This window comes from Streptomyces fulvoviolaceus (assembly GCF_000718165.1).
In the GTDB taxonomy this organism is placed as follows: Bacteria; Actinomycetota; Actinomycetes; order Streptomycetales; family Streptomycetaceae; genus Streptomyces; species Streptomyces fulvoviolaceus.
Genome location: NZ_JOEY01000016.1, coordinates 1 through 12,180, shown reverse-complemented (window position 1 = coordinate 12,180; position 12,180 = coordinate 1). Strand labels below are relative to the sequence as shown.

The 12,180-nt window shown below is 70.5% G+C and carries 12 protein-coding genes and 1 pseudogene; 9 read left to right on the top strand and 4 right to left on the bottom strand.

Annotated features, from left to right (window positions below):
* The first annotated feature begins 64 nt into the window (after positions 1-64).
* The 5 genes from IG08_RS0118320 (at position 65) to mscL (ending at position 3,953) form a co-directional block, all read left to right on the top strand.
* Positions 65-1,327 (top strand): MFS transporter, encoded by a 1,263-nt coding sequence (locus tag IG08_RS0118320; RefSeq protein ID WP_030603136.1) that lies wholly within the window; start codon positions 65-67, stop codon positions 1,325-1,327.
* Positions 1,328-1,395: 68 nt separating this feature from the next.
* Positions 1,396-1,722 (top strand): FmdB family zinc ribbon protein, encoded by a 327-nt coding sequence (locus IG08_RS0118315; RefSeq protein ID WP_030603132.1) that lies wholly within the window; start codon positions 1,396-1,398, stop codon positions 1,720-1,722.
* 112 nt (positions 1,723-1,834) lie between these two features.
* Positions 1,835-2,668, top strand: coding sequence for an S-methyl-5'-thioadenosine phosphorylase (locus tag IG08_RS0118310; RefSeq protein WP_030603124.1), 834 nt, complete (start codon positions 1,835-1,837; stop codon positions 2,666-2,668).
* A 151-nt stretch (positions 2,669-2,819) separates the two neighbouring features.
* Entirely contained in the window at positions 2,820-3,356 is a 537-nt protein-coding gene (locus IG08_RS0118305; RefSeq protein WP_030603122.1) for a CpaB family protein, read from the top strand.
* Between the two features lie 138 nt (positions 3,357-3,494).
* A complete protein-coding gene (mscL, locus tag IG08_RS0118300) occupies positions 3,495-3,953 on the top strand; it encodes a large conductance mechanosensitive channel protein MscL (protein ID WP_030603119.1) in 459 nt (152 codons plus the stop codon).
* A gap of 70 nt (positions 3,954-4,023) precedes the next feature.
* Here the strand turns inward: mscL and IG08_RS0118295 are convergent, their stop codons facing one another.
* Entirely contained in the window at positions 4,024-4,206 is a 183-nt protein-coding gene (locus tag IG08_RS0118295; protein ID WP_030603116.1) for a hypothetical protein, read from the bottom strand.
* Between the two features lie 43 nt (positions 4,207-4,249).
* Positions 4,250-4,782 (bottom strand): annotated as a pseudogene (locus tag IG08_RS54265) (radical SAM protein); the annotation flags it as partial.
* A gap of 64 nt (positions 4,783-4,846) precedes the next feature.
* On the opposite strand from IG08_RS54265, the gene IG08_RS0118285 reads away from it, so the two are divergent.
* The 4 genes from IG08_RS0118285 (at position 4,847) to IG08_RS0118270 (ending at position 9,561) form a co-directional block, all read left to right on the top strand.
* On the top strand, positions 4,847-6,082 hold the full coding sequence (locus IG08_RS0118285) for a low temperature requirement protein A (RefSeq protein WP_043454646.1): 1,236 nt from the start codon (positions 4,847-4,849) through the stop codon (positions 6,080-6,082).
* Between the two features lie 48 nt (positions 6,083-6,130).
* A complete protein-coding gene (locus tag IG08_RS0118280) occupies positions 6,131-7,159 on the top strand; it encodes a P1 family peptidase (protein ID WP_030603111.1) in 1,029 nt (342 codons plus the stop codon).
* A gap of 240 nt (positions 7,160-7,399) precedes the next feature.
* Positions 7,400-8,617 carry a L,D-transpeptidase gene (locus IG08_RS0118275; RefSeq protein WP_030603108.1) on the top strand — a complete coding sequence of 406 codons (1,218 nt, stop codon included), beginning with the start codon at positions 7,400-7,402 and terminating at the stop codon, positions 8,615-8,617.
* 197 nt (positions 8,618-8,814) lie between these two features.
* Positions 8,815-9,561 carry a DUF6227 family protein gene (locus IG08_RS0118270; protein WP_030603105.1) on the top strand — a complete coding sequence of 249 codons (747 nt, stop codon included), beginning with the start codon at positions 8,815-8,817 and terminating at the stop codon, positions 9,559-9,561.
* A 74-nt stretch (positions 9,562-9,635) separates the two neighbouring features.
* On the opposite strand, the gene IG08_RS0118265 is transcribed toward IG08_RS0118270, so the two are convergent.
* Positions 9,636-9,890, bottom strand: a complete 255-nt coding sequence (locus IG08_RS0118265; RefSeq protein ID WP_030603103.1) for a hypothetical protein — start codon at positions 9,888-9,890, stop codon at positions 9,636-9,638.
* A gap of 124 nt (positions 9,891-10,014) precedes the next feature.
* Positions 10,015-12,114, bottom strand: coding sequence for a PTS fructose transporter subunit IIABC (locus IG08_RS0118260; RefSeq protein ID WP_030603098.1), 2,100 nt, complete (start codon positions 12,112-12,114; stop codon positions 10,015-10,017).
* Positions 12,115-12,180: the final 66 nt, after the last annotated feature.

Genomic DNA, 12,180 nt, shown 5'->3' with positions numbered 1-12,180 from the left:
CAGCTCTCGGCGCCGACGCCCAAGAAAAGGGGCCGCGCTACCAGGCGGCAGAAAGGCACGGGCCGTGGCATCCACGGTCGCTTCCCGCCCTGGATACGGGCAACTGCTGCGTACACGCGGCGCCTGGACATTCCTCCTCCCCGGCTTCGCGGCGCGCCAGCCGTTCGCGATGCTCACCATCTCCATCGTGCTGCTCGTGCAGCACACCACCGGCTCGTACGGCGCGGCGGGCGCCGCCGCGGCCGTCACGGGCGTCTCCATGGCGCTGTTCGCGCCCTTCACCGGCCGCCTCGCGGACCGCTACGGGCAGCGCGCCGTCCTGCTTCCCGGCGTGCTGGTGCACTCGGCGTCCGTCGTGACCCTGACGGCGCTCGCGCTCTCGCACGCGCCCCTGTGGGCGCTGTTCGTGGCGGCCGTGCCCACGGGCGCCTCCGTGCCGCAGGTCGGGCCCATGGTGCGCGCCCGCTGGGGCGTGAAGCTCCAGGGCTCGCCGCTGATGACCACCGCGGCGGCCTTCGAGTCCGTCACGGACGAGCTGACCTTCGTCTTCGGCCCGCTGCTGGCCACCGCGCTGTGCACGACCGTCCACCCGGCCGCGGGCCTGCTGACGGAGGCGTCGCTGACGCTGGCGGGCGGCCTGCTGTTCGCCGCGCAGAAGAGCACTCAGCCGCTTGTCACCGCCGCCGGGCACGCGCGCGTGGAGCACGGTTCAGCGCTGCGCATCCCCGGAGTGCGCGTCCTGATCGTGGCCTTCCTGGGCATCGGTTCCGTCTTCGGCGGCATGCAGGTCTCGCTGGCCGCGTTCACGGAGTCGATCGGCGAACCGGGCCTGAACGGTGTCCTGTACGGCGTCTTCGCGGCGGGCAACATGCTCTCCGGTCTCGCCTGTGGTGCCATCGCGTGGAAGGTGGCCCCGCAGCGGCGCCTCGTTGTCGGCTACGCCGCCCTCGCGCTGACGGCCTCCGGCCTGTGGGCCGCGCACTCGGTGCTCGTCCTGGCCGGACTCGGCCTCCTCGTCGGCATGTGCATCGCGCCCGCCCTGATCACCGGCTACACCCTGGTCGAGGACCTGGTCCCGGCCGGCGCCCGCACCGAGGCCTTCACCTGGCTGACCGGCGCGGTCGCACTGGGTCAGGCGGCCGCCGTGACGGTCGCCGGACAACTGGAGGACCGCTTCTGGGGCGGTGCCGGATTCCTGGTGCCGATGGGCGGCACTCTGCTCGCCCTGGGGACCCTGCTGGCGCTGCGGTCACGGCTCGCGGGACGGCCCCGCAGCCGTACCGTCGCACGTGGCGTCGGTCACCGCGTGCCGGTGGCAGTGGACTGATCCTCGGGAATACGTCACTATGGACGCTCGTTAGCACTCATTGAGTGAGAGTGCCAGGAGGAAGACAAGTGCCGACCTACCAGTACCAGTGCACCGAGTGCGGCGAGGGCCTCGAGGCGGTGCAGAAGTTCACCGACGACGCCCTGACCGAGTGCCCCAGCTGCGCTGGCCGCCTGAAGAAGGTGTTCTCCGCGGTCGGCATTGTCTTCAAGGGCTCCGGCTTCTACCGCAACGACAGCCGTGGCTCCTCGTCGAGCAGCTCGCCGGCGTCGTCCTCGAAGTCGTCGACGTCCTCTTCGTCCTCGGACTCGAAGTCGTCTTCCGACTCGAAGTCCTCCTCGGACTCCAAGTCGTCGAGCACGGGCACCTCTTCGAGCAACAGCTCCGCCGCGTAAGACCGGCGCGCAAGACAGGCCTCACGGGACCCTGCCGTCGTAGGACGGCAGGGTCTTCGGCGTTTCCGGGCCCGGGCGCCGGGTGCTGTCGACGCCGGTTAATGTGCTCGTCATGGCGAACGCAGAGATCGGCGTAATCGGCGGCTCCGGCTTCTACTCGTTCCTCGACGACGTGACCGAGATCCAGGTGGACACCCCGTACGGGCCGCCCAGCGACTCCCTCTTCCTCGGCGAGATCGCCGGCCGGCGGGTCGCCTTCCTGCCCCGGCACGGACGCGGCCACCATCTGCCGCCGCACCGGATCAACTATCGGGCCAACCTGTGGGCACTGCGATCGGTCGGGGCGCGCCAGGTCCTCGGCCCGTGCGCCGTGGGCGGCCTGCGCCCCGAGTACGGGCCGGGCACGCTGCTCGTGCCGGACCAGTTGGTCGACCGTACGAAGTCCCGGGTGGGGACGTACTTCGACGGGCTGCCGCTGCCCGGCGGCACCGTGCCGAACGTGGTGCATGTGTCCCTCGCCGACCCGTACTGCCCCGTCGGACGGGCGGTCGCACTGAAGGCGGCGCGCGGGCGGGACTGGGAGGTAGTGGACGGCGGCACGCTGGTCGTGGTCGAGGGACCGCGGTTCTCGACCCGTGCCGAATCGTTGTGGCACCGGGCTCAGGGCTGGTCGGTGGTGGGCATGACCGGCCATCCCGAGGCGGTGCTCGCCCGTGAACTCGAGCTCTGCTACACGTCGTTGACGCTGGTCACCGACCTCGACGCGGGCGCGGAGACCGGCGAGGGCGTCTCTCACGACGAGGTGCTGCAGGTCTTCGCGGCGAACGTGGACCGGCTGCGGGGCGTGCTGTTCGACGCGGTGGCCGCGCTGCCGGCGAACCAGGAACGGGACTGCCTGTGCACGAGCGCGCTGGGCGGGATGGATCCGGGGTTCGAGCTGCCGTAGCGGAACCGAGGGCGGGCTCGAGTGCGGAACTTCCCGTTCGGGTGAGGGAGTTGTCCACAACCCGTCGGTAGTCCACCGGCCTCAGCGGGAATCGGTGCGAAGCCTCATCGTGGCATCGCAAGCCGATCTCTCGTCACAGGTGGTGGTTCTCGTGTCGTTCGCTCCGTCTCCCTCTCCCCTCTCTCCGCGCCCACCCGGCGCGGATGCTCCCCCTACGTGCGAAGTCCCGCATTTCGCGCCGGTGCGCGTGCGCGGTGGACGGTATCAACTACGGCGGCTCGTACGGCACCGGAGGCGGGCCGTGGCGGCCGGCCTGGCCATCACCGCTGCCGCGCTCGTGGCGGCGGGCCCGCAGGACACCGACCGGGCGCGGGGGCATCCGGTGGCCGAGCCCGTACGGAAGCACCGTGCCGTCGAGACGGTGTCGGCACCGGTGCGGATCGCCGACGGGGCGACGGTCCGGCTGCTGCGGCCCGGAGACCGCGTCGACGTCATCGCCGCCGAGGATGCGGCGACGGGCGGCGACGCCCATGTGGTCGCGCGCGGGGTGCGGGTGACCAAGGTGCCGGAGCCGGTGGACGGCGTGACCGAGGGTGGGGCACTGGTCGTGCTGTCGGTGCCCCGCTCCACCGCGGCACGCCTCGCCGGCGCGAGCACGACGGCACGGCTGGCGGTGACGCTGTGTTGAGCCGTGCAGGCAGCCTGTTGCGTGACTTCCTGTCAAGTCCCCCGTTAGAGCTACCCAATTGGACATGGTTGCCTCGCGTTGACGTAGGTTGCGGAGCTGTTTGTTCCACAACCTGTGCATGCGAGAAGAGGCCCCGCAGTGAGCGAGAAGAAGGAACCGAGCGTCTGGCAGGGCTTCAAGGCCTTCCTGACGCGCGGGAACGTCGTCGATCTGGCAGTTGCGGTGGTCATCGGCGCCGCCTTCACCAACATCGTCAACGCGGTGGTGAAGGGACTCATCAACCCGCTCGTCGGAGCGATCGGCACCAAGAACCTCGACAGCTACAGCTCGTGCCTGAGCGACAGCTGCCAGGGCGACGAGGGCATTCAGCTCCTGTGGGGCTCGGTCCTCGGAGCGACGCTGACCTTCGTGATCACCGCGGCCGTCGTCTACTTCCTGATGGTCCTGCCGATGTCGAAGTACCTGGCCCGGCAGGCGGCCCGTCAGAAGGCGAAGGAGGGCACGCACGAGGTCATCGAGGTGACCGAGCTGGAGGTGCTCAAGGAGATCCGCGACGCGCTGGTCGCGCAGCGGGGGTCGGGACACGACGAGCAGTAGCGCTCACGGTCCGCCGGCTCTGGCTGGCGGCAGTGCGGCCGGCTCGGAGGTGGTGGGCGGACCGGCCGACTCAGATGTGGTGGGGCGGCTTCTCGTCGAGGAAGCGCTTCAGGTCGGCCGCACTGTCGTTTTCGGTGCCGGGCCGCTCGCCCCACCCGCGGTCCGTGTCGTCCGAGGACTGCTGGTCCAGTGGGTCGTCGAAGATCAGCGCGGGCTTCGGCTCGCGCGGCTCGGGGTCGGGAGCGGTGGTCATGCCTCCAGAGTACGGCCGCCGTCCTGACGGCCGTACCGGGGACTCACACGGCGTGGCGGCCGTGGGCCCCGAAGATGCTTCCGGCCTGGGCGATCTGCCCAGGCGTGGGGCAGGGAGTGTCGCGGAGCGCGAAGGGCCGGCCGAGCGCCTGCCACTTGGCCTCCCCCAGCTTGGGGAAGGGCAGGACGTCGACACGGCCGACGTTGCCGAGGGAGGCCGCGAAGGCGGCGACGCCCTCGATGTCGGCGGGGTCGTCGGTGAGGCCGGGCACGAGCACGAAGCGGACGTGGACCTCCTTGCCGAGGTCGGCCAGCCTGCGGGCGAAGTCGAGGGTGGGCTCCAGCGGACGGCGGGTGACCTCGCGGTAGGTGGCGCGGTCCCAGGACTTGATGTCGAGCAGGACCAGGTCGGTGCCGCGCAGCAGGGCGTCGTTGGCTCGGACGCCGAGGAAGCCCGAAGTGTCCAGAGCGGTGTGCAGACCGAGTTCGTGCTTGAAGCGGTGCAGCAGCTCACCGGTGAACACGGGCTGCAGCAGCGGCTCTCCCCACTGACGGTGGCGCCGCCGCCCGTGGCCGCACCCTCGCGCGTTTGTGAATCCGTTCACAAGAATTCCGGCGGTTTATCTGCTGTGCTTGGACGCATGACGTCCAGTTCAACTCCCCCGCCTGCGTCCCACGAGGCGCCCGGCGGCCGCGGCCCTCTGCGCAGACTCACCGCCCGCGGCCGCGACGAGGCGCACCGGGTCGCCTCACCGCTCGAGCTCTTCTTCGACCTGTGTTTCGTGGTGGCCATCGCCCAGGCGGGCATCGCCCTGGTCCACGCCGTCGCCGAGGCGCACACGGGCGAGGGGATCCTCAACTACGCGATGGTCTTCTTCGCCATCTGGTGGGCCTGGATGAACTTCACCTGGTTCGCTTCGGCGTACGACAACGACGACGCGCTCTACCGCGTCGTCACGCTGGTCCAGATCGCCGGCGTCCTGGTGCTGGCCGCCGGGATCTCCCGGGCGTTCGAGGAGCACGAGTTCCTGGCCGTCTGGCTGGGCTACGTGATCATGCGGCTCGCGATGACGGCGCAGTGGCTGCGCGTGGCGCGTGCGAGCGAGGGCGCGGAGAGAACGATGGCCCTGCGGTACGCCGGCGGCGTGCTGCTCTGCCTGGTCGGCTGGCTGGGGCTGGTGGTTCTGCCCGAGGGCGCGCGGCCCTGGGTGTTCCTGGTGATGGCGCTGCTGGAGATGTGCGTGCCGCCCTATGCGGAGAAGGACCACCCCACCTCCTGGCATCCGCATCACATCGCCGAACGGTACGGGCTGTTCACGATCATCGTGCTCGGCGAGACGATCGCCGCGGCCACGGTCGCCGTGAAGTCCGGCATCGACGAGAACGACGCGCTGGGCGAGCTGCTGCCGATCGCCGCGGGCGGCCTGCTGATCATCTTCTCCGCCTGGTGGATCTACTTCGTGGTGCCCATCCACGGCCATCTGCGCTCCAACAAGCAGGCGTTCCTGTGGGGTTACGGCCACTACGTCGTCTTCGCCTCGGCCGCCGCGATCGGCGCGGGGCTGGAGGTGGCCGTCGAGCAGTCCGTGGGCAAGGCGCACATCTCCACACTGGCCGCGTCGGCTGCCGTGACCCTGCCGACGGCTCTCTACCTGCTCACCGTCTGGGCGCTGCACTCCCGCCACTTCAAGGTGGGCACCGCCCAGCAACTGGTGCTGCCGGTGACCGCGTTGCTGGTGATCTGCTGCACCTTCCTGGGCGACTGGGCGGTGTTCGCGGCAGGCATCGTTACGGCGCTGGCAGTGGCGACCGGAACGACGCTGACCGCGCGCATGGCCGCCCGTGAACACAAGGAGCCGGCGGCGCGGGAAGCCTGACTGCTCCCTTTCCCTGGCCTGCGCCGATGACTGGACGAGACTGGTCCCATGACAGTCGACGCTTTGACGGACGTCACCGGCGTACGCGTGGGGCACGCGTCGCGCACGGGCGACGGTTGGCTCACCGGCACCACCGTCGTGCTCGCTCCCGAGGGCGGGGCCGTCGCCGCCGTGGATGTGCGCGGCGGCGGTCCCGGCACCAAGGAGACCGACGCTCTCGACCCGCGCAACGTGGTGCAGAAGGTCGAGGCGATCGTGCTGACCGGAGGCAGCGCGTACGGGCTCGACGCGGCCTCCGGGGTGATGGCCTGGCTGGAGGAGCAGGGGCGCGGAGTGCCCGTCGGACCGGACCCGGCGCACGTCGTCCCGGTCGTGCCCGCGGCGTGCGTCTTCGACCTGGGGCGGGGCGGCGACTTCCGGGCCAGGCCGGACGCGGCCACCGGTCGGGCCGCCGTCGAGGCCGCCGCTGCGAGTGAGATCGGCGCGCGGGTGAGGGAAGGGTGCGTGGGCGCGGGGACGGGAGCCGCGGTCGGACCGATGAAGGGTGGGGTCGGGACCGCGAGCACCGTGCTCGAGTCGGGGATCACCGTGGCCGCGCTGGTGGTGGCCAACGCGGTGGGGTCGGTGATGGATCCGGAGACGGGCGTTCTGTACGGCGAGTTGTTCCAGGGGCGCGTGAACTACCCGGAGGCGCGTGTCCATGAGAGCGCGCGCCGCCGGCTCGCCGAGAGCTCGGCGAAGAATGCGCCGCCCCCGCTGAACACCACACTGGCGGTGGTGGCCACCGACGCGGAGCTGTCGAAGGCGCAGGCGCAGAAGCTGGCCGGCACGGCGCACGACGGCATCGCGCGCGCCGTGCGGCCCGTTCACCTGCTCCACGACGGGGACACGGTGTTCGCGCTGGCCACGGGAGCGCGCCCGCTCGACGCGGAGCGCCCACTCGCGCTGAACGACATCCTCGCCGCGGGCGCGGATCTGGTGACGCGCGCGATCGTGCGGGCGGTGCGCGCCGCCGAGCCGGTGGACGGGCCGGGTGGGGCGTGGCCGTCGTACGAGGAGTTGTACGGGAGCCGGTGACAGGGAGCGCGGGCGCCCCGGTGTAGGCATCGCGGCGCGGGCGCCCCGGTGCGCTCACTCGGGAACGGGTGCGCGGGGCGCCCGGCCCACAGGGCGAGCGGGCGCTCCCCGCCGCGATTGTCCCGGTTATGTCACGTGATGGCATTCACGGCGGTTGATGGGAACCCGGTCTGGGGGCGACCCCCTCTTCCTCCACGCAGTGGAGCGGACAACCCACATCACCCGAACCTGGAGCAGCCTGTGACGACGCCGGACATAGCAGCACGGCGCGCACTGGGGGCCTGTGCCGTCCTGATGGTCGGCACCCTCACCCTCACCGCGTGCGGCGGCAACGCGAACGCCAAGAACGACGACAAGGGCGGCAAGGAGTCCGCCAAGACCTCAGTCGCGAAGATCGTCATCTCGGCGAAGAACGGTTCGACGGGCGCGTCGATCAACTCGACCGGCGTGCAGGTCAGTGACGGCACGCTGACCGACGTGAAGATGACGGTGGCGGGGACGGGCCAGGCGGTGCCGGGCTCGACATCCGCGAACGGCGGCAGCTGGAAGCCGAAGGAACAGCTGGAGCGCGGGACGAAGTACGAGATATCGGCGACCGCGAAGGACGAGGACGGCAAGACCTCCGCCGCCAACTCCACCTTCACGACGGTCACTCCGCAGAACAGCTTCATAGGGACGTACACACCGGACGGCGGAACGACCGTCGGGGTCGGGATGCCGGTGTCGTTCAACTTCGACAAGGTGATCAGCGACAAGAAGGCCGTGCAGTCGCACATCACGGTGACGTCGAGCAGCGGGCAGCAGGTGGTCGGGCACTGGTTCGGGTCGCAGCGGCTCGACTTCCGGCCCGAGGAGTACTGGAAGGCCGGCTCCAAGGTCACGATGAAGATCGACCTGGACGGCGTGCAGGGCACAAACGGCGTCTACGGGGTGCAGAAGAAGACCGTCACCTTCGCCATCGGACGCTCGCAGGTCTCCACGGTGGACGCGAACACACAGACCATGAAGGTCGTGCGGGACGGCAAGACCGTCAAGTCGGTGCCGATCTCGACGGGCAGCCCGGAGTTCACCACCTACAACGGACAGATGGTGATCTCCGAGAAGTACAAGAAGATCCGCATGGACAGCCGGACGGTCGACCTCGCCAACGCGTACGACATCAAGGACGTGCCGGACGCGATGCGGCTGACGCAGTCGGGGACGTTCATCCACGGCAACTACTGGTACAACAAGGGCAACCCGCCCTTCGGCCGCCAGGGGACCAGCCACGGCTGCGTGGGGCTTCAGGACGTGAAGGGCGGACAGGGCGCCACGCCGGCGAAGTGGTTCTACGACAACTCGATCCTCGGGGACGTGGTGATCGTCAAGAACTCCCCCGACAAGACGGTGTCGCCGGACAACGGGTTGAACGGCTGGAACTTGGCATGGAACGAGTGGGTTGCGGGAAGTTCCGTCTGAGATGGACGCAGCTCAATCCGGCCCCGCAAGACCCTTCTGACCGGGGGCTTTTGACGGATCATGGGGTCGCGTGGGAACTTCCTGCGCGGCCCGGGAGTTTTCCGGGCGTACGTTTTCTCGGTTCCCGGACATGATGTCCGACCGAGGGGCTACGGTATGCACCCACAAGGTGACATGCAGCAACGCCGGGAGAAACCTTGAGCGTTCCGTACGAGACGGCAGCGTACGAACCACCCGAGTCGCCCGAGTCTCCGGAGGAGCACCTCGCGCGACTCCTCGGACGTGCCCTGAACTCCTTCGAGCTGCCCGACGAGACGATACGGCGACTGGACTGCGCACTGGCGCACGACAGTTCGCTGCACTCCGCGCACCACAGCGCGGGGCTGCATCGCGAGACGTACCGGCACACGTGGCTGCTCGCCGACGGTTCGGCGCTCACTCTGTGGGAGCTCGTCCACAACACCGCGCGGGGCAGCGTCCCGCAGCACGAGGTGTACGTCGACGAGGAGGAGCTGCGCGCCGCGACCGCGCGGCTGCCGCTGCCGCCGGACGCGCCGGACTTCGAGCTGCCGGTGACGGTGCAGCTGACGCCGATGCACGCCCCGCGGCACGCCTACGTTCCGGACGACTCGGCGGACCACGCGCGCCGGCTTCTGCGCCGCGCGGAGAACGCGGACCGGCCGGACGCGGAGACGGCGGCGCTGCTGGCGACGGCGTGCGCGCACCAGATCACGCAGGCTTTCGGGCGCCCGTGCCGGGCGGGCCGCGCCGGGTTGTGCTTCTCGCTGTACGAGCACGCGTTCCTGCTGCGCGACGGCGTGGAGGTCTCCCTCTGGGAGGTCGAGCACACGGCGACGCCCGACGGACGGCACATGTGCGAGGTGTACGTGAGCGAGGACGCGGCCCGGGATGCGATGGAGCGGCGCGCGGCGCGGGTTTCCTGAGCGAGGCTCACGCATCACGCCGCACGCATCACGCCGTACGCCCCCAGTGGTCCGCAGGGAGCGGGCGGGCGGCGTCAGCGACCGCTGCTGAGCTGTCGTACCAGCCCCGCGAACGCGTCCTCCTCCGCCGGGGTCAGTTCGACGGACTCCACCCGTGGGCCGACCTGACGCTGGTACGGGAGCGCGGGCAGGATGTGGCCGGTGCGCCGGAGCGCGGCCTCGAAGCGGCCGCGGCGCAGCATGAAGACCAGACCGATCGCCCAGGCGACGGTCACCAGGGCGAGAAGGGTCATACCAAGCAACTGGTAGACGGAGACGTGCTCAGGCATGCGCTCCAGTAGACACCACGGTCCGGGACTTTGGTCCCGGACCGTGACGTATCTCGCAGGTGCCGTGAACTACTCACAGCTACCCAAAGGGACAAGAAGCGTCTTGTCCCGAGGTGCCCTTCGGTTACGCGGCGACCGGCTGCTTCTGCTCGGTCTTCGGTGAGCCGGCGCCCTCCGGCGCTTCGGTGGCCGCTGCCCCCGCCACCGGCTTGCGCATGCTCTTCAGGACGACCACCAGTGCGGTCGTGACGCAGACGCCCACCGCGATGGCGATCAGGTAGAGGAACGGGCTGCCGATCAGCGGGACCACGAAGATGCCGCCGTGCGGGGCGCGCAGGGTGGCTCCGAAGGCCATCGACAGAGCGCCTGTCACCGCGCCGCCCGCCATCGAGGCCGGGATGACGCGCAGCGGGTCCGCCGCGGCGAACGGGATCGCGCCCTCGGAGATGAAGGAGGCGCCCAGGACCCAGGCGGCCTTGCCGTTCTCGCGCTCGGTCTGCGTGAAGAGCTTCTTGCGGACGGTGGTCGCCAGCGCCATGCCCAGCGGCGGGACCATGCCCGCGGCCATCACGGCGGCCATGATCTTCATCGCGGAGTCGCTGGGGTCCTGGACTGCGATACCGGCCGTGGCGAAGGCGTACGCGACCTTGTTGACCGGGCCGCCGAGGTCGAAGCACATCATCAGGCCGAGCAGGATGCCGAGCAGGACGGCGTTGGTGCCGGAGAGGCCGGAGAGCCAGTCCGTCATGCCCTTCTGGGCCTCGGCGATGGGCTTGCCGATCACGACGAACATCAGGAAGCCGACGACGATCGAGGAGATCAGTGGGATCACCACCACCGGCATGATGCCGCGCAGCACCGGTGGGATCTTGATCCGCTGGATCGCGAGGACGACGCCACCCGCCAGCAGACCGGCGGCCAGACCGCCGAGGAAACCGGCCGCGATGTTGGAGGCGATCATGCCGCCGACGAAGCCGGGAACGAGACCGGGGCGGTCCGCCATGCCGTACGCGATGTATCCGGCGAGGACCGGGATGAGGAAGCCGAAGGCGACCTGGCCGATCTGGAGCAGCAGGGCACCCCAGCTGTCGACCTGGGTCCAGGAGAAGTGCTCCATGACCGAGGGCGCCTTGGTGATCTCCCAGCCGCCGATCGCGAACCCGAGAGCGATCAGCAGACCGCCCGCGGCGACGAACGGGACCATGTAACTCACGCCGGTCATCAGCCACTTGCGGAGCCTGGTGCCGTAGTTGTCGCCGGACTCACCGGCCCGCTCGACCGGCGTACCGCCGCCCGCGGCGGCGCCCGCCGTCACCTCACCGCGCGCCGCCTTCCCGCGCACGTCCGTGATCAGCTCGCCGGGACGGTTGATGCCCGCCTTCACGCCGACGTCGACCGTCGGCTTCCCGGCGAAGCGGTCCTTGTCCCGTACGGGCACGTCGTGCGCGAAGATCACGCCGTCCGCGTCCGCGATCACGGCCGGGTCGAGCCGGTCGAAGCCGGCCGACCCCTGCGTCTCGACGACGAGTTCGACGCCCGCCTCGCGGCCCGCGTTCTCCAGCGACTCGGCCGCCATGTAGGTGTGGGCGATGCCGGTCGGACAGGACGTGACGGCGACGATGCGGAAGGGGCGCTCATCGGAAGCGGACGGCGCGTCCGACGCCGCCGCCGCACTGGCCGTTGCGGCATCGGCGGAGGCCGCCGCCGATGCCGCAACGGAGTCTTCGGAGGGGCTCTGCGCGCCACCCGCGCCCTCGGAAGCGCCCTCGCCCGCCGCCGGCGCCTCGTCCCCGCGGATCAGCGCCGCCGCGGCCTCCGCGTCACCCACCGACCGCAGCGCGTCGGTGAACTCCGCGTTCATGAGCTGCCGCGCCAGCGACGACAGGATCGTCAGATGGGCATCGTCCGCACCGGCCGGCGCGGCGATCAGGAAGATCAGGTCGGCGGGGCCGTCGGCCGCGCCGAAGTCGATGCCGGCGGTGCTGCGCCCGAAGGCGAGCGTCGGCTCGGTGACGTGCTCGCTGCGGCAGTGCGGGATACCGATGCCGCCGTCGAGGCCGGTCGGCATCTGTGCCTCGCGGGCGGCCACGTCGGCGAGGAAGCCCTCCAGGTCGGTCACCCGGCCCAGGGCCACCATGCGCTCGGCGAGGGCACGCGCCGCCGCTTCCTTGGTATCGGCGGACAGGTCGAGATCGACCAGGTCCGCGGTGATCATGTCGCTCATCGCGGGCTCCTTCGCACGCGTATCGCCCGGGGAGTGGAGTGGGCGGGGGTGGGGACGGGGGTGCAG

Coding starts and splice junctions, on each gene's coding strand:
- IG08_RS0118285 (WP_043454646.1), top strand. CDS start 4,847: ATGACGTCCAGTTCAACTCCCCCGCCTGCGTCCCACGAGGCGCCCGGC.
- IG08_RS0118260 (WP_030603098.1), bottom strand. CDS start 12,114: ATGAGCGACATGATCACCGCGGACCTGGTCGATCTCGACCTGTCCGCC.
- IG08_RS0118310 (WP_030603124.1), top strand. CDS start 1,835: ATGGCGAACGCAGAGATCGGCGTAATCGGCGGCTCCGGCTTCTACTCG.
- IG08_RS0118265 (WP_030603103.1), bottom strand. CDS start 9,890: ATGCCTGAGCACGTCTCCGTCTACCAGTTGCTTGGTATGACCCTTCTC.
- IG08_RS0118295 (WP_030603116.1), bottom strand. CDS start 4,206: ATGACCACCGCTCCCGACCCCGAGCCGCGCGAGCCGAAGCCCGCGCTG.
- IG08_RS0118280 (WP_030603111.1), top strand. CDS start 6,131: ATGACAGTCGACGCTTTGACGGACGTCACCGGCGTACGCGTGGGGCAC.